Genomic DNA, 21569 nt, shown 5'->3' on the forward strand with positions numbered 1-21569 from the left:
CGGTCGTTGAGCGAGCCGAAGGCGAGACGAAACGTCCCAGAGCGCACGAAAGGAGTACGACTGATGGGCTTCAACAACCCGTCCGTCTCATGGTCCGAGATGGAGCGGCTGCTCAGCGGGCGGCGCAAACCGTCTGCCCCGCCCGGTGCCGACGGCGGGGACGGTCCCGCCTGGTCGCACAAGCGCGGGCCGTACGTGCCGCCGCCGATCGTACGGCCCGAGAACGTCGTGCCGTACGCCGAGTTGCACGCGCATTCGTCGTTCTCGTTCCTCGACGGCGCGTCGTCGCCCGAGGACCTTGTCGAAGAGGCGGAACGGCTGGGGCTGCACGCCCTGGCGATCAGCGACCACGACGGGTTCTACGGGATCGTCCGGTTCGCGGAGGCGGCAGAGGCGGTGCAGCTGCAGACCGTGTTCGGCGCCGAGCTGTCGCTCGAGCTGCCCAAGCCGCAGAACGGCGAACCGGATCCTGCAGGTTCCCATCTGCTGGTGCTCGCGCGCGGTGAGGAGGGCTACCACCGGCTGGCCGCCGCCCTCACCCACGCGCAACTCGCCGGCGCCGAGAAGGGCCGGCCGCGCTACGACCTCGACGAGCTCGCCGAGCAGGCAGGTGGCGCGTGGACGATCCTCACCGGATGCCGCAAGGGCGCCGTCCGGCAGGCCCTCGCCGCGGGAGGGGCTGCCGCGGCGGGGGAGCAGCTCGACCTGCTCGTCTCGCGGTTCGGCCGGGATGCCGTCGAGGTGGAGCTGCTCGACCACGGCGGGCCGCGTGATTCGCGTGACAACGACATCCTCGCCGGGCTCGCTCGGGACCGGGGGCTGCCGATCCTGGCGAGCAACAACGTGCATTACGCCGTGCCCGAGCGGGTGCATCTGGCGGCAGCGGTCGCCGCGGTGCGCGCGAACCGGGGGCTCGACGAGATCGACGGCTGGTTGCCCTCGCATGCCGGCGCGCACCTGCGATCGGGTGCCGAGATGGCCAGGCGCTTCCGCCGATACGCCGGTGCGGTCGCGCGTACCGTGACCGTCGCCGACGAGACGGCATTCCCGCTGCGGCGTGCGAAGCCTGCACTGCCGAAGTTGCCGGTGCCTGACGGGCACACGCCGATGAGCTGGCTGCGGCACCTGGTGTGGGAGGCGGTGCCGCGCAAGTATCCGGATGCCTCAGACGCCGACCGCGCCCGCATCGAGAAGGAGCTCGGCGTCATCGAGCAGAAGGACTTTCCGGGATACTTCCTCATCGTGCACGGCATCGTGGCCGAGGCGCGGCGCCGCGGCATCCTGTGCCAGGGTCGCGGGTCTGCGGCCAACAGTGCCGTCTGCTACCTGCTCGACATCACGGCGGTCGATTCGATCGCGTACGACCTGCCGTTCGAGCGGTTCCTGTCGGCGCTGCGCGATGAGGAGCCCGACATCGACGTCGACTTCGATTCGGACCGGCGTGAAGAGATCATCCAGTGGGTGTACCGCACGTACGGGCGGGATCGGGCGGCGCAGGTCGCGAACGTCATCCAGTACCGGCCGAAGAACGCGGTGCGCGACATGGCGAAGGCGCTCGGGCATTCGCCGGGACAGCAGGACGCCTGGTCGAAGCAGGTCGAACGGTGGGACGGCAGCTACAGCACCGGCGACAACGACATCCCCGAGCGGGTGATCGCGTATGCGACCGAGCTGTTGAAGGCGCCGAGGCACCTCGGCATCCATTCCGGCGGCATGGTGCTCACCGATCGGCCGGTGGGTGAGGTGGTGCCGATCGAGCACGCGCGCATGCAGGATCGCACCGTCATCCAGTGGGACAAGGACGACGCCGCGTGGATGGGCCTGGTGAAATTCGATCTGCTCGGGCTCGGGATGCTGGCGGCGCTGCAGTACTGCTTCGATCTGATCGCGGGGGCGACGGGGGAGCGGTGGGAGCTGTCGACGCTGCCGAAGGAGGAGGCCGCGGTCTACGACATGCTGTGCCGGGCCGATTCGATCGGGGTGTTCCAGGTCGAGTCGCGCGCGCAGATGGGGCTGCTGCCGCGCCTGCAGCCGCGCCGCTTCTACGACCTGGTGATCGAGATCGCGCTGATCCGGCCGGGGCCCATCCAGGGCGGGGCGGTGCACCCGTACGTGCGGCGCAAGCTCGGCCGTGAAGAGGTGACGTACGCGCACCCGAAGCTGAAGCCGGTGCTGGAGCGCACCCTCGGCATTCCGATCTTTCAGGAGCAGCTCATGCAGATGGGCATGGCCGTGGGTGGGCTGAGCGGTGAGGATGCTGATCTGTTGCGCCGCGCGATGGGTTCCAAGCGCGGGGTGGAGCGCATCGAGTCGCTCAAGCAGAAACTGTTCGACGGGATGGCGGCGAACGGTCTGGTGGGTGAGGTCGCCGAGGACATCTATGCGAAGGTGCAGGCGTTCGCGAACTTCGGGTTCGCCGAGAGCCATTCACTGTCGTTCGGCCTGCTCGTCTACGCGTCGAGTTGGATCAAGCTGCACTATCCCGCCGCGTTCCTGGCGGGGCTGCTGCGCGCGCAGCCGATGGGCTTTTACTCGCCCGCGACCCTCACCTCCGACGCCCGCCGCCACGGCGTGCAGGTGCGCCGTCCCGACCTCCACGCCTCCCGCGCCGACGCCACCCTCGAACCGGTGGATGCTGCTGGGGAGGGGTTGCGCCCACCCACCGGCCTCCCCACCTGCGCCGACCGCCGCCAGCCGCCCGTCCCGCCGTTCGACCTGTCCGCACCCGACGAGTCCGCCGCGCACCGTCGCGACGGCGCGTTCGCGGTACGGCTGGGGCTCGCATCGGTGACCGGTATCGGCAGTGCGATGGCGGAGAAGATCGTCGCGGAGCGTGAGGCGAACGGTCCGTACCGCGACCTTCGCGACCTGGTGCGCCGCACCGATGCGACGACCGCGCAGCTGGAGTCGCTGGCGACGGCGGGTGCGTTCGAGTGCTTCGGGATCACGCGGCGTGAGGGCATCTGGTTGGCCGGTTCCGCGTCGCAGGACCGTGCCCAGTACCTGCCCGATTCGATGGTGTCGGTGCAGCCGCCGCTGTTTCCCGATCAGACCAGCTACGACGTGCTGGCCGCCGACCTGTGGGCGACCGGCATTTCGACAGACGATCACCCGCTCACCCACTACCGGGCGCAGTTGGATGCCAGGGGCGTGCTCACCTCGCAAGAACTCCGCTCGCACGAGACCGGCCGGCGGGTGGAGGTGGCGGGGCTGGTGACGCACCGGCAGCGGCCGGCGACGGCATCCGGTGTCACGTTCGTGAACCTCGAGGACGAGCACGGCTTGGTGAACGTGATCTGCTCACAGGGGGTGTGGGGGCGGTATCGGCGGGTGCTGCGCGACAGTCCGGCGCTGGTCGTCCGCGGCATCCTGGAGCGTTCGCCCGAGGGGGTGACGAACCTGTTGGCCGACAAGTTCGAGGATCTGCGGGTGGGGATGCCGCATCGGTCTCGTGACTTCCGGTGAACGCACGAGGCCCCGACCCGGACGGATCCGGTCGGGGCCTCGAACGTCGTGGGGCGTCAGGCCTGCTGGGCCAGCGCGAAGCCGACGGAGCCGTCTTCGCCGACGCGTGCGTCGAGCACGCGGTCGTCGAGTGCGACGGCGGCGGCTTCGTCGACGAATACGCGGGCGCCGTCGGTTTCGACGACCTGGTCCTGCGGTTCGGGGGACGGTGCGAGGCTGAGCGCGTAGCCGGTCTCGGGGGCTGCCGCTTCGCTGATGCGCAGGCCGCCGGTTTCGGTCGGGATCTGCGATGCCAGGTTCTTGACGGCGCTGGTGGCGTTCTCGGTGAGTGTGAGCATGGGTGCTCTCCTTCCGTGGATTGCTGCGGACGGGCCACGATTCCGAACCCGGCGCGGGCATGCAACCTGTGACACACCATGGGGTGGTTCTCACACCGGATACGGAGGTTCGGTCACTCGGCCGCCGCGCAGGCCACTCGTGTCGACGCCGATCGGCGTAACGTGAAGCGGGTCGGGCCGAACGTGCGGCAGGGAGGAGCGCTCCAGTGAAATCGATGCGACTCTACGAACAGGGGGGTCTGCGCCGCTATCTGCTCGTCATGGACAAGGGCGACGAGGCGTGCGCTGAGATCACCGGGTTCGCGCGGGACCGCGGCATCCGTTCCGCTGCGCTCACCGCGATCGGTGCCGCATCGCGCAGCGTGCTCGGGTTCCTCGCACCCGGCAGCGAAGCGTACGAGTTCACCACGCGCGACGAACAAGTCGAGATCGGGTCGTTCGTCGGCGATATCGCCTGGGACGCGGATGGTCCGGTACTGCATGCGCACGGTGTGCTCGGGCGCCGCGACGGCAGCGCGCTGGCCGGCCACATCGCGGAACTGCACGTGTTCCCGACGATGGAAGTCACGCTCATCGAGACGCCCGCGAGCGTGCGCAAAGAGCGCGACCCCGACACCGGCCTCGAACTGATCGCGATCGACCGATCGGATGCTGCCGCCGCGGCATCCGCGGACCCGTCGTTGCCGCGTGGGGTGAACCACATCGGGGTGACCGTGCCCGACATCGAGGCGGCCACCGTGTTTCTGCGCGAGGCGTTCGGTGCGCGGGTCGCCTACGACGGTCTCACCCCCGACGACGAGCCGCGCGGCGGCGCCGAGGTGGAGCGGCAACTGGGGTTGCCTGCCGGGGCGCAGATCGTCGCGCAGCGGATGCTGCAGATCGGAACCGGTCCCGGCTTCGAGGTGTTCGAGGTGCACACGCCGCAGCGGCAGGGTGCGACCGGACTCGCCGATCTCGGCTGGGGACACGTCGCGCTGCTGGTCGACGACATCGACGCGGTCACCGGGCGGGCCGTTGCCGCCGGCGCGCACGCGCTGTCGGAACCGCACCCGAACTGCCGGCACGAAGACACCCCCGGAAACGCCAGCGTGTACTTGCGCGCCCCGTGGGGGTCGATCATCGAGCTGCAGACCCTGCCCGGCGGCCACTGGTACGGCACGGGCAGCGAAGTGGAGCTGTGGACACCGCCACCGGCCTGACGCGGCGAACCCGCATCCGCACACTCCGTCCGCCCGACGGGCGCACCGCCGCGCAAGACCCAGCCGAATACGAAGAGTTCTGAGAACGGAGCACACCGATATGTCGAACATCGCCGACTTCTTCGTCGACACCCTCGTCCGTGCCGGCATCACCCGCATCTGGGGACTGCCGGGCGACTCGCTCAACGCGTTCACCGACGCGCTCAGGCGCGACGGCAGCATCCGGTGGTTGCACGCACGCCACGAAGAGGCTGCCGCGTTCGCGGCGGGGGCGGATGCGGAACTCACCGGCGAACTCGCCGTCGTCGCGGGGTCGTGCGGCCCGGGCAACCTGCACTTCATCAACGGCCTGTTCGACGCGAACCGCAACCGGGTGCCGATGCTCGCGATCGCCTCGCACATCCCGTCGGCCGAGATCGGCAGTGGGTACTTCCAAGAGACCCACCCCCAGGAACTGTTCCGCGAGTGCAGTGTGTACGCCGAGCTGGTGGGAGATCCGTCGCAGCTGCCGTGGGTGCTCGAGACCGGGATGCGCACCGCCGTCGAGAAGCGTGGCGTCGCGGTGGTGGTCGTGCCCGGCGACGTGTTCTTCAGCGATGCGCCCGGGCGCCGCGAGACCGCACCGATCCGCGCGACGGCGCCTCGCGTGCTGCCCGCCGATGCCGAGCTGGATGCGGTGGCGGCGCTGCTGAACGATGCCAAGAAGGTCACGATTCTGGCGGGAGCCGGCGTCGCCGGCGCCCACGACGAGGTGATCGCGCTCGCCGAACGGCTGCAGGCGCCGATCGTGCACGCGCTGCGCGGCAAGGAGCACATCGAATGGGACAACCCGTTCGATGTCGGCATGACGGGGCTGCTCGGGTTCTCGTCGGGGTACCGCGCGATGGAGAAGTGCGACGCGCTGCTCATGCTCGGCACCGACTTTCCGTACCGGCAGTTCTATCCGGCGAAGGCGAAGATCGTGCAGGTCGATCTGCGCGGTGAACAGCTCGGGCGGCGTACCCCCATCGACCTGGGCGTCGTCGGCGACGTGAAAGAGACCGCATCCGCCCTGCTGCCGCGCATCGCCGAGGGGCGCAGCTCGAAGCACCTCGACGACAGCGTCGCCCACTACTGCAAGACCCGTAAGGGGTTGGACGAGCTGGCCGTCGATGACGGCAAGGCGCCGATCCACCCGCAGTACGTCGCGAAGCTGCTCGACGAGCTCGCAGACGACGACGCCGTCTTCACCGCGGATGTGGGGAGCCCGGTCATCTGGGCCGCCCGGTACCTCACCATGACGCCGCAGCGGCGACTGATCGGCTCGTTCATCCACGGGTCGATGGCCAACGCCATGCCGCAGGCGCTCGGCGCCCAGGCGATCGACCGGTCGCGGCAGGTGGTGGCGCTGGCCGGCGACGGGGGACTGGCCATGCTCATGGGCGATCTGCTGTCGATTCGGCAGAACGACCTGCCGGTGAAGATCGTGGTGTTCAACAACGCGTCGCTGAACTTCGTCGAACTCGAGATGAAGGCCGCCGGCATCGTGAACTTCGGCACCGACCTCGACAACCCCAACTTCGCCGATGTGGCGCGGTCGGTCGGCATCACCGGCATCCGGGTCGAACAGGGTGCCGACCTGCGTCCGGCGATCGAGCGGATGCTGGCCACCGACGGCCCCGTGCTGCTGGATGTGGTCACGGCGCGCGAGGAGTTGTCGATGCCGCCGTCGATCACACTCGAGCAGGCGAAGGGGTTCACGGTGTGGGCGTTGAAGACGGTGCTCAGCGGCCGCGGTGATGAGCTGCTCGACCTGGCCGACACCAACGTGTGGCGTCGCCTCTTCGACTGACGACCGCGGCAGGCCCCGGTGGTGGGGGTGCTGTACGCGATCTTCTTGCATCCGACGATCGCGGGGCACGCGAACGCGTTGCTTGCTGAGACGCTGTTGGCTGTGCCGCTTGGGACGAGTCTTGCGGGCGCGGTTATCGCGGGGACGGTGGATGCCGTCACGTGGGGTGTCATCGGCGGGTTGGTGCTCGCGATCGCGGCGGTCGGTGAGGTGACGCGTCGGTGTTTCCGGGTGCCGGTGGGTGAGGGGATTCCGCCTGTGGCGTGGGGGTGTCAGAAGGGCGGCGGGTCCGCGGTGCAGCGGAAACCGGTCGGGCTGGTCCACACGGGGTCGTCAGTCGCCGGGTCTCGGTCGAGCGCCCAGAGTGTCTCTTCCTTCACCCGGTGGTGTGGTTCGCACACCGGATCGTTGTTGTGCGCGCTGGTGTGGCCGCCGTCTGTCCATCGGATGCGGTGGTCGATGTCGCAGCGGTGGGCGGAGCGTCCGCATCCGGGAAAGATGCACGTGCCGCGGCGGACGGCCAGCCAGCGGCGGAGTGATTTCGGAACGCGGTAGGTGGTGCGTTCGACGTCGAGCATGGTGCCCGTGATGGGGTCGGTGAGCACGCGGATCCACTGCGTCGCGTCGCCGGCGAGTCGGCGAGCGTCGTCGAGTGGGATCGGCCCGTAGCCGTCGAGCATGGCGGGCTCGTCGCCCTGGCCGAGCAGGCTGAGCGCGGGGATTGTGAGGAACACGGTGGCGCGGGAGCGGGTGGGGTCGCTATCGGTGCCTGTGAGGAGGTCGACGAACGCGTCGGCGCGGAGTTGCGCGAGCGTGCGGGTCTCGTCGGGTGCGCTGTGAAGGGCTCGGGCTCGCTCGTCGAGCTCTTCTTCGATCATGCGGACGCTGGCTGCGGGCAGAAATGCGCTGAGGGTGGCCATGCCGTCGAGGTCGGGGGTGACGAAGATGTCGCGATCGGCTGCGGCGCGTTCGTGGCGGACGTCGAGTGATTCGGCGTGGATGCGTTCGCGGGCGGCGCGTGCGCGGGTGCGGAACCGTCCCGGTGCGAGCCGTGTGGCTGCGTCGGTGATGGCGTCGTCGAATGCCTCCCACGCGCCGGCGGCGTCGGCGGGGAGCGAGTCGGCAAGGGAGGCAGCAGATGCCGCGTTCTGCTCGGACACGTCGCCTGCGGTGTATGCGGCCCAGAGCCGCGGCATCCGTTGGCGAAGCACGCCTGCCCGATGGGCGCGCCCACGCACCGCTTGCTCGGAGAGTTGCACGCGCACGGCGAGGTCGGCGGCTGCTGCGCGGATGGCGAAGTCGCGGCGTTCGGCGCGGACGGTTGCGGCGGAGCGTCCGCGCGGATCTTGCCACAGCGGGTCGTGGGTGGGGTCCGCGCCGACCCACGGGTCGGGGTCGGCGGCTGCGTCGACGAGGAGGTCGTTGAAGGTGCGGTCTTGCTCGGCGACGAGCGCGCGACTGCGGCGGACGAGTTCGGCGACGGGATCGTGATCGAGGAGTTCTTGCTCGACGGCAGGAGGGAACGGCTCTCTGAAGCAATCCAGGTCGTCGCACTCGCCGGCTTCGTAGGCGCGCATCAGTTCGGCGAACCGTGCTTCGACGAACGCGGGATCGCCCAGCAGATCCGCGAGCGGATCGGGGCTGAGGGGAGCATCGGGTCCCCACGCGTTCGGCGAAATGTTCATATCTTCACCCTAGAGAGGGGTTCCGACATTCGCTGAAAGGGACGATCAGCAGCCGGGGCCGGTGGGGTCCTCTTCGCAGGTGTGCTCGACGAGCGCGGTGTGGGCTTCGAAGATTTGAATGTCGACGTCGGCGGTGGGGATGTCGAGGGTGCCGGGCACGGGAATCCAACCGGCGCCGAGGTCGACCTCAGCAGAATAGCGGATGACGGTGTGCGCCGTGTACGTGCCACGTTCGGCGTAGGCGTGGCTCGTGTCTGTCGCGGTCAGCTGGGCTTGGCCGAGCGCGTTCCAGCTCTGGCCGGATGCCGAGGTCGTCTGCGACGTGCCGTCACCGTACACAAACACGAACTCGACCGGCGTGAAGCGGGCCGCGATGTCGAAGCCGAAGAGCTGCCCCGTCGCAGTGTGCACGTCGGCTGGGGCGACGAAGTTGACGGGCATGCCGATCAGGCCGAGCCCGTCGGGTTCGACGATCGTCGTCACCCCGCGCGGTGCGAACGAGACAAGATCGGTGATCGTGACCGAGAACGTCTCGACGGTGTCTTCGGCGGGCTCGTCTTCGTCGGGGTCTTCGGGTGCGGCGTCGCAGTCGTCGAGCTGCTCCTCGATGCGACCGCTGTCGACGCGCCAGCAGAGGGAGTCGGGTGTTGTCTCGTCTGCGTTGGTCGAGCTATCGAACGCATCGCTGCCGCCGCCCGCCTGGAAGTCATCCACAAGACGCGGCGCCCATTCACCGTCTCTTGATGAAGGCGTAATCGCTTCCTCAGTTCGACTGCCAGCGACGTCCAGGGTCCCAGATTGCGTATTCAATGAATTGCTGCACCCCACGCCAGGGATATTGCAGGTAGATTCAGGCGAGACCCCCGTGGCTGCGGATGCTGCGAGTGCCAGACTGGCCAAATAGACCGCTACTCGCATGACGCGCCATCATCGCGATCGGATAGCGCCTCTATACGCCAATGTGCCTCATGCGCCTCGAGTGTCGCTCGCAGCGGCTGAATATCCGGTCGAGACGTACTCACGATGCTGTTGCCGTCCGGATCGACTGCGGTCACCTGCGAGACATCAAGACAGATGTCGAGTGTGGCCTCCGCCACCGTTGATGTGGAAAGGATCTCGACGCTCGTTGGAATGGAGTCGCCTTCCATGGTGATCTCATCGGCGTGGAGTTGGCTATAGGCCTTCTTCGTCCCCTCAAGGGCGTTGCCCGACAGAAACGCGAACACAGGCTCGAAGGTCGTTGGGTCCGAGACGTCGACGTCGTTGACGGCATCCACATAGGCCCGATAGGTCTCCTCCGCCGCCGCGAAGGCCTCTTCTTCGCTCGCGAACCCGGTCGGTGTCGGGGTCGGTTCGGGGGTGGGCGTGCAGCCGGTCGCCAGCATCGCAACGGCAATGGTCGCGAGGGCGAGAGCAGGGGGAGTGCGCCGCGTCATGCACCCCACGGTACCCACCCGCGTGCACGCAAGCCGGGGTTGTCCACAGGCCACCACCGGAGAACCTAGCCCTTCCGCATCTCCCGATACGCGCGCGGGCTCATCCCGTGCGTTCGCCGGAACTGCCGCGAGAAGTAGAAGGCATCGTCCATCCCGACGAGCCGCCCGACCTCAGCCACGGGCAGGTCAGACGTATCCAACACGGACCGCGCACGCGCCATCTTCAGCGCCGTGTGATGCGCGAGCACCCCGCCGCCGGTCGCCTCACGGAACGGCCGCCCTCGCCTTCCCCGCGGGGCTGGATCAATACGACGCGCTCGTCGCTGCGGTTGAGGCGGATGCGACGGATGCCGTGGCTGCAGGCCTGCTCGGCATGTGGCTGCTCGACGCCGGACGCCACGTCGATGCGCTCGACCGGCTGCGCGCCGCGACGGATGCCGGTGCCACCGATCCGGTCGTGTGGCGGAACCTGGCGATCGCGCTCGTGTCGGCGGACGGTGACGATGAGGCGGCGGATGCGGCGCTCGTGCATGCCCTCGAGCTGCGCGACGATGCCCGGCTCGTGTTCGAGCGTGACGTGCTGGCGGTGCGGCGTGGCCTTGGGCCGTGGGAGCGGCTGGCGTTGTTGGAGCGGCATCGGCATCTTCTTGCGGAGCGTGATGATCTGGCCGTGCGCTGGGCGAACCTGTTGCTCGATGTCGGGCGGGTCGATGCGGCGTGGACGTTGCTGACGACCAGGCGGTTCCGCCCGTTCGAGGGTGGCGAGGGGCTGGTGATCGCGGCGTTCGACCGTGCGTCGTGCGCGCTCGCCGAGCGGCTGCTGCCCGAGGCGCCCGCCGAGGCCGCGGCGCTGCTCGAGTCCGGATTCGTGCCGCCCATGACGCTCGGCGAGGGCCGGCACCCGGCGGAGCATCCGGTGCAGCGGTGGGTGCTGCTGGGGCGGGCGCGCGCTGCGATGGGGGATGCCGATGGTGCAGCCGCCGCGTGGCGCGCAGCTGTCGCGTCGACGCCGCTCGCGGTCGCACCGCGCCCCGCCGATGCGCGCACGTTCTGGGAGGGCGTCGCGTTCGTGTCGCTGGGGGAGGAGTCGGCGGCCGAGGTCGTGTGGCGCGCGCTGGATGCCCGCGCGGCCGAGTTACGTGCGGCACCGGATGCCGTCGACTACTTCGCGACGTCAGTGCCCGAGCTGACCCTCTTCGACTCGGGCACGGCCGCAGTGCGCGCGGCCGAGGCCGACGAGCTGGAACGCCTTGCGCGTGGGGGCGGATGCTGGTGGCCGCGGGGTGAGCGGACGACGACGGCGGATAGACTCGATGGGCCAGCCTCTGTAGCTCAATGGAAGAGCAGTTGCGTCCTAAGCAAACGGTTGGGGGTTCGAGTCCCTCCAGGGGCACCGTTTTTTTGCGCTTTGATCTGGTGTTTCACTGAGGTCCGGCCCCATCGATTTCGGCTTTTGCCCACATTCTGCCCACACTTTTTGGGATCTCGGCACCGTGAGGTGCCTGTGCCGGGTGTCTATCAAGGGGCGCCATTAGTAGGGTGTTGCGGGTGGCCGATTTCGGTGCCTGAGCAATTCGCTCAGTACGCGCGGCGGCCTGTCGGGACGCTGAGGGACGTCGGCAAGGCGATCGCACTCGTCGAGACATTGAGGCTGCCGGCGACTGCGTCGAGGTCGTCATCGAAGAGATCCGCGTACGTGTCGAGCGTCATCGCGGCGGGCGTGACCGAGCATCCGCTGCACCGCTTTCACGTTCGCGCCGGAGCCGATCGCGAGTGACGCGGCGGTGTGCCGCAGGTCATGGATCGTGAGCCCGGCGGATCGACGGGTCTATCGCCTGCGCGCGCCGGCTCGCGGTCGCGAACCAGCCTCGCTCATCCCACTCGTTCTTCATGTGCGTGTGACCGTTGCCGAAGAGCAGCCCGTCAGGTGCCTTGCCCGCACAGGCCACGTCGATCAGCGGCGCCAGCCGCTCTGGGTACGGCACCGAGCGCCGCTCGTGGGTCTTGGTTGTGCCGACGTGGACCTCCCACCCGACCAGCACCCCGTTCTCCCGGTAGCGCACGCGGTAGCGGCGGCCCTTCACCGTGTCGCACACCGTGATCGTGCCCGTCGCTACCTCGCTGACTTCGTCGACGCCAGCGTCAGTGTCGCGCCAGTGTCGGACATCGACAGAACGTCGTCAATGAGCTCGATACGAGCTGCGGATAAGAGACGGCGGACGTCGAATCATGGTGGCGGGGAGGCCATCGATCCGTGCATCAGGCCGCGGGCTTTTCGTCCCGTGACTCGAGCTCGGCGAACCGCGCCTGCATGGTCGGGTTGCCCTTGGTGAGCTTCTTCACCGTGAGGGCGGTGGCCTTGTCGTTCGCGAGGCGAAGGTTGTTCTCCGACCCGAGCAGACTCTCTTTGACCCGCTGAAGCCGATCGATGGCGGCGTCGATGTCCTTGATCGCCGCTTCGAATTTGCGCTTGGCGACGTCGTAGTTGCGTCCGAACGCCGACTTGAATTCATCGAGGTCCGACTCGAAGCTCGTGATGTCGATGTTCTGCTTCTTGACCTGCTCGAGCTCGGCCTTCACGAGGATGGTGTCCTGGGCGGCGTTGCGCAACAGAGCGATGATGGCGAGGAAGAACTGCGGCCGGACGACGAACATCTTCGGGTACTCGTGGGACACGTCCGTGATGCCCGTGTACAGCTCGGAGTCCTCCTCGAGCATCGACACGAGAACGGCGTACTCGCAGCCCTTGTCGTTGCGGTCCTTGTCGAGCTTCGCGAGGAAGTCGGCGTTCTTCTTCTTGGTCGTCGACGCGTCGGCTTCGTTCTTCATCTCGAACATGATCGAGATGTACTCGACTCCGTCGTTGCTGAAATCTCGGAAGACGTAGTCGCCCTTCGTGCCACCCGAGGCGTCGTTGTCCTTGCCGAACGCCGCATCCGGAAATGCGAGCGAACGCGCGCGATTGAACTCGGTCTCACAGTGCTGCTCGAGCGTCTCGCCGAGGAGCTTGACCGAGAGCTTCGCCTTCATGTCCTTGTAGCGTTCGATCAGCTCGTCCTTCAGCGCGAGTTCCTTCGAGTGGGACTCTTTGAGGGCGACTTCGTTGACCTTGTGCTCCGCAGACTGGAGGGCGAGCTGGTTCTTCGTCTCGGTGAGTCTCCGCTCGGCGTCCGACACCGCCTTGGCGACGGCGAGTTCCTCGGCGGTGGCGGCCTTCTCGAGGTCGCCATTCAGGCGCTGGATCTGAGCATCCTTCTCCGCGGCGGCAGCCTGCGCCTCCTGCGCGAGCTGTGCGATCGCGAGCGCACGGGCGGATTCGGCACCCTTGAGGTCGGTCCGCAGCCGCTCGATCTCGGCATCCTTCTCGGCGGCGGCCGCCTGTGCGGCCTGGGCCACCTTCGTCACGGCCAGCTCCCGGGCCGAATCCGCGCCGCCGAGGTCGGCCTTCAGTCGCTGGATCTCGGCCTCCCTCTCCGCGATGGCCAGCTGGCCCTGCTGGGTTGCCCTGGCCTCAGCGAGCGCGATCTCGGCCAGCTTGGCCTTGTCCGCCTCCGCGAGACGCGCGTGGAGCTCCTTCTCGAACTCCGCCGTACGCACCTGATTGACGAGGTTGGCGTAGTCCGCCTCATCCACTGTGAACACCGTTCCGCAGTGGGGGCACTTGATTTCGTTCATGGATGATTCCTCCCTGTCGAGTGGCTCGCCTCACTGAATGCGAGCGAGCAGATGTCGAGCCAACACTGTGCAAGTCCCACCCGCGTCCTATGCTTTGGGTGCGCGAGTGATTATGCTTGGAGCATAGCCAAGAAGCGCGCAAAGCGCAAGCAGCATTATTCAGAGAGCATCATTTCGTCTTGGGCGGCGTCGCGTGCGCGACGCGGTCTCCAGGGTGACGCCATTCGGAGAGCCGACTACGACGTTGATAGCATTCGACGCGAACGACCGAAGACGCAGGGGAGCGGCCGGATGCTCGGTTCACAGGACGACTTGGCGTATTGGCCATCGGACATCAATGCCTCGAGCCTGGGGAAGGACGTCGCGCGAGTTCTCGTCGTCGGCCCCGCGACGGATGACACCGCCCGATATGTCGAGTCGCTCCTCGGCGCCGAGACTCGGATTGCCCAGGTCCCCTCAGCTGCTCGAAAGCTGCATAACGGAACCTATGCCGTGCTCGACTCTGTCGAGGGTCTCGCGCTGATCGTGGTTCGGGGCGCGAAGGATTCAACGTCGCCAGCGACCGGACGCATCGACTACGACCACAGCCACCTTGCCGCTGCGTTCGACGTATACGACGACCACTGGCACACGTCTGGGCAATTCCTCGGGGCGTCGACTTTCACCATCGACGATGTCGTCGAGATCGTTGGCCGGAAGAAGATCGGCCGGGTGGTGAATGTGCGACGCGACGCGTCCGGGTACACGATCACGGTCGACGTCGCCGGGACTCTCCAGAGCTATTCCGAGGCCGACCTTCGCAAGCTAAGCGGCGACCCGCGCAGCCCTGAGTTCTGGCTTGATCAAGAGCCGGCAACGGCTCACGTCATTGCGCGAACCTTGTCGTGGATCAAGTTGAATCATCCGCTGACAGACTTCCTCTACTCGTTTGCCGCGACCCGGACGATCTTCAAGCCCTACCAGTTCCTCCCTGCGTTGAAGATCCTCTCGGGATCGACCGGACGCATCCTGATTGCGGATGAAGTGGGTCTCGGCAAGACGATTGAGGCGGGACTGATCTGGACCGAGCTGGAGCAACGGTCACCGATCCGACGAGGACTGATCGTCGTGCCGAGCTCACTCACCGTCAAGTGGCAGCGAGAGATGCGCGACCGATTCATGCGTCCGCTCAAGGTCCTCGGCAAGCCCGAGCTCGCAGAATTCGTCACCGAACTGCGCCAGGGGAGGGACCCGGATCTCGTCGGAATCGTCTCGCTCGAGTCGCTTCGGACGTACCGCGAGATCCTTGAAGAACTGATCACGCTCAGGCCGCGGTTCGATGTGGCCATTGTCGATGAGGCTCACAGCCTTCGGAATCGGAACACGCGGACGTCCGTCGTGGGAGACATCCTCTCGGATCAGGCGGACCATCTGCTGCTCCTGACGGCGACGCCGCTGAACCTCGGCTCTCATGACCTCTTCAATCTGATGCACCTTCTCGACGCAGACGCATTCCCTGACGGCGAGGTGTTCGCCGCGCAGCTGGAACCCAACCGCAACTTGAACCGGATCGCGCGCGAGGTCTCCGACCCAGGCACGCGCTCGAAAAGGAACGCACTTGCCCTCCTCGACCAGATCCCCGAGATGGCTCACGGAGACGCCCTCAGTCGCCGTTCGGACTTCGCCCGGCTGCGCCAGATCCTCGCGGCCTCCGACGGGTTCGACGCCGAGCAGGTGACGTCGGTGAAGCGCCTCGTCGCGGATCTGAACACGCTCGGAAGCGTTCTCAACCGAACGCGGAAAGTCGACGTTCAGGACGAAAAGGCGCTCCGCGTCGTCGACAACATCGAAGTCGAGTGGACCGGCATGGAGAGAGACCTCTACGACGAGATCGAGAGCTTTTACCTCGAGCGCGCACGACGTTCGCGCATGCCACTCGGATTCATCATGCAGATGCCGCTGCGCCAGGCGACGAGCTGTTTGCCCGTGGCACGCGATCGCATGCTCAGGAAGGCGGGCTGGCTCGGCGCAGACGAGAGAGATTCTGAGTACTGGGAGGATGACTCAACTCCTGAGGCCGACGTCGCAGGCCCCACGACTGATGCCACGGCGGGACTTCCAGAGTGGCAGAGTGCCGTCCCCTCGCTCAGCCGCGACTCGAAGCTCGAAGCACTTCGCGCGAAGCTCAGGCAGCTGCGCGACTCGAGCGGCAACCAGCCCGCAGGAGTGATGCCCCGCGTGCTGATCTTCTCGTACTTCCGCGGGACGGTGGAGTACCTCACGGAGCAGCTCGGTCGGGAGTTCAGGACTGAGTACCTGCACGGCGGCGTGCCCATGCGCGACCGGGAAGCGGTCATCGAGCGGTTCCGCGGCGGAACCTTCGACATCCTCATTGCGAACCAAGTCGGGTCTGAGGGCCTCGACTTCCAGTTCTGCAATGTGCTCGTGAACTACGACCTTCCATGGAATCCGATGCAGGTCGAGCAGCGAATCGGCCGTCTCGACCGAATCCTCCAGCAGAGTCCCAAGATCTTCATCTTCAACATGTCGATCCCCGGCACCATCGAGACCGACATCATCGGCCGGCTGTACAGCCGCATCGATCTGTTCACAGAGTCGATCGGAGACCTCGAGCCGATCATGCGGCAGACGATGCAGGAGATTGAGCGGAATGTTCTGGACGTCACACTTTCGCCCGAGCAACGCGAGCGTGAACTCGAGCGCCAGGCACAGGCCGTCGCGCGCAACCGGGCGGATGTGAAGAAGCTCGAAGAGAACAGTGGGCTTCTCGCCTCGATGGGCTCCGTCGAGATCGACGGCCTCACCGATTCCGGCCCCACCTCGGGCCGCTACATCGGAGCGAGCGAAGTCCGCTCGCTGCTGGAGTTCATCGTTTCGAAGCACGGGGGTCGGATTTCGCGAGAGTCCGAGGGCATTGTCACGATCACGGGAACGCCTGAGCTGACCGTGGCGCTTCGCAGGGCGGTATCAAACGCCACCGCCGGATCCTCGCTCGGGGCTGACCTCTTCTGGCGCCTTCGGGACGGCGATCCGGTGAGGGCTTCGTATCGCCCCGTCGAGCTGCCGGACGTCGACCTCATCAGCGCGCGCCACCCTCTTATCCGTCTCGCGGTTGCGGAGCTTGCCGGTGAACCGCTCTCGAGGCCGCAATTCGGCCGGGTTGCATTGTCGGGCGGTCGAAGGGCGTTCCTCGCGCTGGTGACGCTTGTCGAGGGGACCGGGCTCTCAAACACCCGCGAGCTCTGGGTCACCGCGGTCAACCTCGAGTCGCGCGAACGCGACGAGGCTGTCGAGGAGGGTGTCCTGCGTGCACTCGCCGAGGGTGAACTGGCGGACCCTTCGGCAGAGGACCGGCCCCAGCGGCTGCGCGCGCATCTCGGCGTGTTGTCGCGGATCGAAGGCGAACGGATCAGTGCCGCCCGCACTGTGCGCGCGGCCGACAACGAAGCCATGGTCGATGCCCGCATCCGCTCGCAGGAGCACACACTCAAGATCAAGATCGACAACGAGAATCGGATACTTCAGGAGATGGCGGCGAAACGAAGCGATCACAGGATCATCCGCCTTCATGAGGGCCGGCTCCGCGGCCTGCAGGCAGAGCTCGACGCCGTCCGACAGGAACTGGAGCCCAAGCGCAACCTGGTCCTCTCGCACAGCCAGGTCGCCGTCCTCGAGGTCTTCGCCTAGCGGTCAGTCCCCGGAGCGGTCGTAGTACCACTCCTTCTGCGCGGAGGCCTCGCGCGTGCGCGTGATATGCACGGCCTCGTTCCCGCGACCCTTGATGACTGGCCAGCGAGCGATGAACCACTCGGAGACACGGCCGAACCCATCACGCAGGTGAACGCGACCATTCGGCTCGATGCTCATGTGCGCGTTCGGATCCGCTCCGAAGTCGAACGGGATGCCTTCCACGTGCTCGCCATCGATCGTCAGTGGGATCGTCTCGCCGGAAACGGATCGCGCTCGCACGAGTCCCTTCCCATGACGAGGGAGCCGTTGGTCGGCGTTGAAGCGTCGCATGTACTTAACGCTGCCGGTCGACAGCACCTGCAGGCGGTCGTAGAAAGGCGTGTAGGCCTCGTACACAGCGCGCTCGTGCGTCCCTGTCTGATCGGTCCACTCGAGTACGAAGTCGAATCCGGGTCGGTGCAGGTTGAGGCTTTCGTATGCTTCATCGGCTCCGAGGCCGCGGACGATCAACTCTTCAGGGTCGCCGTCACGGTAGATGCGGTCGTGCCCGAACACCTCGCCCAGGAACTCGCCAACGGCCGGGACATGTGACATGCCTCCGGCAAGCAGCACGTATCCGATGCCGTCCTTGAGGTCGTCCTCACCAAGGCGGCGGGCCTGCTCGGGAGTGAGCGTCTGCGCCTCGGTGGAGCCGGCGACTTGGCTCATGAGAGCAGCGCGCGCGACTTCCCACACACGATCCATCGACCGCCTCAACAGCGGCTCGATCGCCTCGGCGACGTCTTCTCGGCGGAGCTCCACGGCTGGGATCGAGATTCGGGGATGCGGAACCACGACGATCGTCTCGTGGAGGGTCGACAGTTGAACCTTGGCTTCGCGAGTGGCGCGCAGCAGCCAGCCCGCCAGATCCGTGCCATGGCCCGGCGCATCGGCGTCGAATCCAGCCTCCGCAAGACGCGTCTTCAAGGTTTCAAGCAGCGTCCGATCGACGAGGTCACCCGCGATCTCGTTACCGTTCGCGGCCTGCACGGCGATGTCTGCGCGGCTCGACAACGCGGCGGCGTTCGCCTTGACTCGCAGGATAGCGATGTCGAGGGTTCCGCCGCCCATGTCGTACACGAGCACCTTGCCGTCGAGTCGATTGCCCTTGGCGAGCTGCCCGTTGATCCACGCGACGCCGGCGGCGATCGGTTCATCGACGAGCGTCGAGTCTCTGACGGGGACGCCCGCGTCGTTCGCGAGTTCGATGAGACGCTTCCGCTGCGGGCCCGTCCACATCGCGGGGCACCCGAGCCGAACTGTTGCGGATTCGTCCGAGACCGAGACGGCGTTGTACGCCGCGCGCTGCACGATCTCGCCGAGGATGTCGCGAATGACATCGTCCGCCTTGAGGATCGTCGTGCGGGCGCCGTCTGAAAGGGTGACGAGCTCCCGATTGTCCGTGATCGCCCGCTTGATGGAACGGACGATCGAGGGTTCGTCGAGGTTCGCGGCGTCGTCGCCGACAGACCACGTCGTTCCACTGAGGCCCGCGATGGATGGGATCCACTTGTTGGTCTGGCCGATCGGGAGTGTCTGTGCGCCACGGGCGGTCGACACCGCCAGAAGTGACGTGGACGTTCCAAAATCCACCCCAACGATGTCACCCATTGATGAAGTCCCCAGTTCCTGAGCCTATTGATCGACCGCGACCAGCGCTTTCACGAGGACTTCTTCAGCGTCCTCGCGAATCCATTTGTACCCGGGCCGTCCGACATGAACGCTGGTACCGGGGGCGGGTCGTCCGCCCGGCGCGTCGTGCAGCGCGGGATCAAAGGCGAGTTCTTGGCCGGCTGCGCCGATCGGCTCGATTCCCTGAATCCTCACGAGCTGCTGGAGTCGCGTGATCAACTGATCCGCGTCCAGTCGGCGCGCTTCGCTTCCGACAGTCGCGAGGATGCGTGCCAGCGCACGGTACGCGTCGCGCTCGGCCTGAACGATCACCGCATCGTGGGCAGTCCCTTGCGATTGGATGGCATCGGTCAGCTGCGACTGAAGGGCCTGCGCGCGTTCGGTCGCCTGGTTGGCTCGCGCACGTTGGGCGGCGAGTTCACTAGAGGCGGCCTCGACCGCATTCTCGAGTTGTGCAACTTCGCCTCTCAGCCCCTCGATCTGCTCGCGTTCAATCAGTCCGTTAAGCCACGCCATCACCGAAGTATCGACACCTGCAACGCGGCGAATCGCGGACACCGCGATGGCGGGGTCGACAGTTGTCGCGACGGCTCTCACGGACAGTAAGCGCAGCAGTCGACTACGGGTTGAGGCCGACGCGACTGCTTCCTCGGAAATCTCGCCAATCCGCGCTCGCCACGAATCGACTCGGGTGAGCCGAGATGCTTCCGAATCTGGGAGAGCAAGAAGGTCGTCTGCGCCCACGCCCCGCAGCCAACCTTCGGATGAGGTCGCAGGATCGGCGGCGGGCAATGCAACGAGGAACCGGAACCGGCCGCTCTCGGCGGTGAGCGGCAGGAGCGACAGGGGCTCCTTCGTCGCAGCGAGCGACTCGACGGGTGCGGCGTGCTTCCGCAAGGCACGCGCCATCGCGTGAGCGAGGCTATCCGCGGCAGGTGTGCATTCGGGGCTGCTCTCTGCAAGAAGCGCTAGTACCGGGCTCGCCTCGAGGAGGCGATCATGTGGTGCGCTCTCGGCCAGCGCTAGCACGACTCGAACATAGTGTGGGAGCGCTGTTCGGCGCTCCGTCGACGACAGATCGCGGATGCGCCGTGACAGCGCATTCAGGACGCTGACGCTCTCTTCATCAGTGACCCACTCAGCAAGCAAATCCTTGGACAGCAGGTCCGCGGTGAGGAGCAGCGACGTGCAAGCCCTGCGACGGTCAGCGGCGTCAAGCTTGCCGAGTGCGGCGCGAACCGACTGAGCGGAGAGTGTCAGCGGTCGCAGCTGTTCGGCGGGCTGATCGAAGAGTGTCTTGGCCAGGCCGCTCGCAACGCTCCCGCCGAAGACGAGTTCAGCGGCAAAGGCGTCGAGCGGGCTCACATCCGTCGACCGCAACTCTCGCAGGAGACCTTCGCGCGCGTCTCCGTCGGTTGTCGCCTTCTTGAGCTCCGCGAGCACCTCGGATGCAGGGCGAGACGTACGGGCGGGAACAGTCTCCGGAGCCGCGGGCTCCGCTGATGTGTCGTCCGTGCCCGACGCACGCCGTTTGCGGGAGCGTTTCCGTGTGGGCTTGGTCTGGGTCGCGACGGACTCGTCGCTCGACTCAGCATCGGCAGGCGAATCGGCCGTCGGCGCCGACGTGCCCGTCAAAGGAACCGACACCGCGTCGGGTTCGTCCTTGCGGTCAGCGTCCGCATCGCGGGCGTCATCGGCGCCGCTCTGCTCGACGGCAGGCGCCACTGCAGTGACTTCTGGATCGCCTGCCTGGTTCGGACTCGCGTCGTCGTTCAGGACGTGACCCCAACGGTCCCGCCAATCCGCCGGGAGGAGAGAGGGGACCTCGACGTCGGGCCCGAGACGCAATTTCGACGCGGGTCCAGGCCCGAGACCGATTCGCTTCCGCAGACGGCCGCGAAGCCGATCCCATCGCTTCTGATCGATCGCGCCGCGCGGGAGCAGGTCGGTTGCCTTCTTGCGAAGGTCGGTCCACTCCATCGAGCTCGGCTGTTCCGCGAGCATCACCACAAGCACATCGGCGGCTGATTCGTCCTGCGACCACAGCTCCTGCCAACGCTCGGGCACAACATGCTGGATGAATCGCGAGCTTCCGAGCGGCGCTTGAAGAAACTCGCCCGAGACGACGGTCTCGGTCGAGCCGTCCTCCCACCGCACGTCGAGGGATTTTCCGGGTTTCGACAGGAGTCTGCCGACGCGAGACGGATCACGACGGGCGAAGACGACGAGCGGCTTGTCAGACACGGATCGAGTCTACGATTCCGCCGTCTTCTGGGAATCTGCGAGAGTGGAGTCCTGATGCGCCAGCTATTCGTCTTCGAGACCGTCGACGTCGACGGCCGTGTTGGCGAGGTCGCTTGCATGACGTCAAGCGAGGCAGACGCGCGGGCAATGCTTCGGGCTGAGGGATATGACGGTGCGCTCCTCGGTGCAGCGCCGCTCGGGGGAGTTCTCCACCTCGCCGGATCGTCGAGTGCGCCGCCGGCTGACGACGGCGGCCGCGGCGATGAGCCTGCGATCGTCGTCGGTCCTGCAATCCCAGAGCAAGCCGTGCCTGCGCCTTCAGCGGAGCCGGGCGA

The 21569-nt window shown here is 66.9% G+C and carries 15 protein-coding genes and 1 tRNA gene; 5 read left to right on the forward strand and 11 right to left on the reverse strand.

Annotated elements, in window-relative coordinates:
* The first annotated feature begins 63 nt into the window (after positions 1–63).
* Complete coding sequence (locus AC3ENX_RS01710) at positions 64–3465, forward strand: error-prone DNA polymerase (protein ID WP_434810112.1); 3402 nt, start codon at positions 64–66, stop codon at positions 3463–3465.
* 56 nt (positions 3466–3521) lie between these two features.
* Here AC3ENX_RS01710 and AC3ENX_RS01715 read toward each other — a convergent pair whose 3' ends face one another.
* Entirely contained in the window at positions 3522–3803 is a 282-nt protein-coding gene (locus AC3ENX_RS01715) for a HesB/IscA family protein (protein ID WP_434810113.1), read from the reverse strand.
* A 215-nt stretch (positions 3804–4018) separates the two neighbouring features.
* Between AC3ENX_RS01715 and AC3ENX_RS01720 the strand changes: the two genes are divergently transcribed.
* Together AC3ENX_RS01720 and poxB are read left to right on the forward strand one after the other, a co-directional pair.
* Complete coding sequence (locus AC3ENX_RS01720; protein ID WP_434810114.1) at positions 4019–5002, forward strand: PCC domain-containing protein; 984 nt, start codon at positions 4019–4021, stop codon at positions 5000–5002.
* Positions 5003–5102: 100 nt separating this feature from the next.
* Entirely contained in the window at positions 5103–6833 is a 1731-nt protein-coding gene (gene poxB / locus AC3ENX_RS01725) for a ubiquinone-dependent pyruvate dehydrogenase (protein WP_434810115.1), read from the forward strand.
* Positions 6834–7105: 272 nt separating this feature from the next.
* On the opposite strand, the gene AC3ENX_RS01730 is transcribed toward poxB, so the two are convergent.
* From AC3ENX_RS01730 to AC3ENX_RS01750, 5 genes are all read right to left on the reverse strand, one after another.
* Complete coding sequence (locus AC3ENX_RS01730; RefSeq protein ID WP_434810116.1) at positions 7106–8518, reverse strand: HNH endonuclease signature motif containing protein; 1413 nt, start codon at positions 8516–8518, stop codon at positions 7106–7108.
* Between the two features lie 45 nt (positions 8519–8563).
* Entirely contained in the window at positions 8564–9232 is a 669-nt protein-coding gene (locus AC3ENX_RS01735) for a hypothetical protein (RefSeq protein WP_434810117.1), read from the reverse strand.
* A gap of 194 nt (positions 9233–9426) precedes the next feature.
* Positions 9427–9954, reverse strand: a complete 528-nt coding sequence (locus AC3ENX_RS01740; RefSeq protein ID WP_434810118.1) for a hypothetical protein — start codon at positions 9952–9954, stop codon at positions 9427–9429.
* Positions 9955–10019: 65 nt separating this feature from the next.
* Positions 10020–10175 carry an AraC family transcriptional regulator gene (locus tag AC3ENX_RS01745; RefSeq protein WP_434810119.1) on the reverse strand — a complete coding sequence of 52 codons (156 nt, stop codon included), beginning with the start codon at positions 10173–10175 and terminating at the stop codon, positions 10020–10022.
* A gap of 2 nt (positions 10176–10177) precedes the next feature.
* Positions 10178–10867 (reverse strand): hypothetical protein, encoded by a 690-nt coding sequence (locus tag AC3ENX_RS01750; RefSeq protein ID WP_434810120.1) that lies wholly within the window; start codon positions 10865–10867, stop codon positions 10178–10180.
* A gap of 408 nt (positions 10868–11275) precedes the next feature.
* Here AC3ENX_RS01750 and AC3ENX_RS01755 point away from each other — a divergent pair.
* Positions 11276–11347: transfer RNA gene (locus tag AC3ENX_RS01755), tRNA-Arg, on the forward strand.
* Positions 11348–11629: 282 nt separating this feature from the next.
* On the opposite strand, the gene AC3ENX_RS01760 is transcribed toward AC3ENX_RS01755, so the two are convergent.
* The 3 genes from AC3ENX_RS01760 to AC3ENX_RS01770 all read right to left on the reverse strand — a co-directional run bounded on the left by AC3ENX_RS01760 (position 11630) and on the right by AC3ENX_RS01770 (position 13629).
* A complete protein-coding gene (locus AC3ENX_RS01760) occupies positions 11630–11758 on the reverse strand; it encodes a hypothetical protein (protein ID WP_434810373.1) in 129 nt (42 codons plus the stop codon).
* Positions 11751–12050: a hypothetical protein gene (locus tag AC3ENX_RS01765; RefSeq protein ID WP_434810121.1), complete on the reverse strand. Its 300-nt coding sequence runs from the start codon at positions 12048–12050 to the stop codon at positions 11751–11753. Before AC3ENX_RS01765 ends, AC3ENX_RS01760 begins: the two co-directional genes overlap by 8 nt.
* A gap of 163 nt (positions 12051–12213) precedes the next feature.
* Positions 12214–13629 carry a DUF2130 domain-containing protein gene (locus AC3ENX_RS01770; protein ID WP_434810122.1) on the reverse strand — a complete coding sequence of 472 codons (1416 nt, stop codon included), beginning with the start codon at positions 13627–13629 and terminating at the stop codon, positions 12214–12216.
* Positions 13630–13680: 51 nt separating this feature from the next.
* Between AC3ENX_RS01770 and AC3ENX_RS01775 the strand changes: the two genes are divergently transcribed.
* Positions 13681–17316, forward strand: coding sequence for a DEAD/DEAH box helicase (locus AC3ENX_RS01775; protein ID WP_434810123.1), 3636 nt, complete (start codon positions 13681–13683; stop codon positions 17314–17316).
* Positions 17317–17319: 3 nt separating this feature from the next.
* Here the strand turns inward: AC3ENX_RS01775 and AC3ENX_RS01780 are convergent, their stop codons facing one another.
* Positions 17320–18969 carry an Hsp70 family protein gene (locus AC3ENX_RS01780; RefSeq protein ID WP_434810124.1) on the reverse strand — a complete coding sequence of 550 codons (1650 nt, stop codon included), beginning with the start codon at positions 18967–18969 and terminating at the stop codon, positions 17320–17322.
* A gap of 24 nt (positions 18970–18993) precedes the next feature.
* Complete coding sequence (locus tag AC3ENX_RS01785; RefSeq protein ID WP_434810125.1) at positions 18994–21234, reverse strand: nucleotide exchange factor GrpE; 2241 nt, start codon at positions 21232–21234, stop codon at positions 18994–18996.
* Positions 21235–21569: the final 335 nt, after the last annotated feature.

The sequence above is a fragment of the Microbacterium sp. bgisy189 genome, assembly GCF_057707225.1.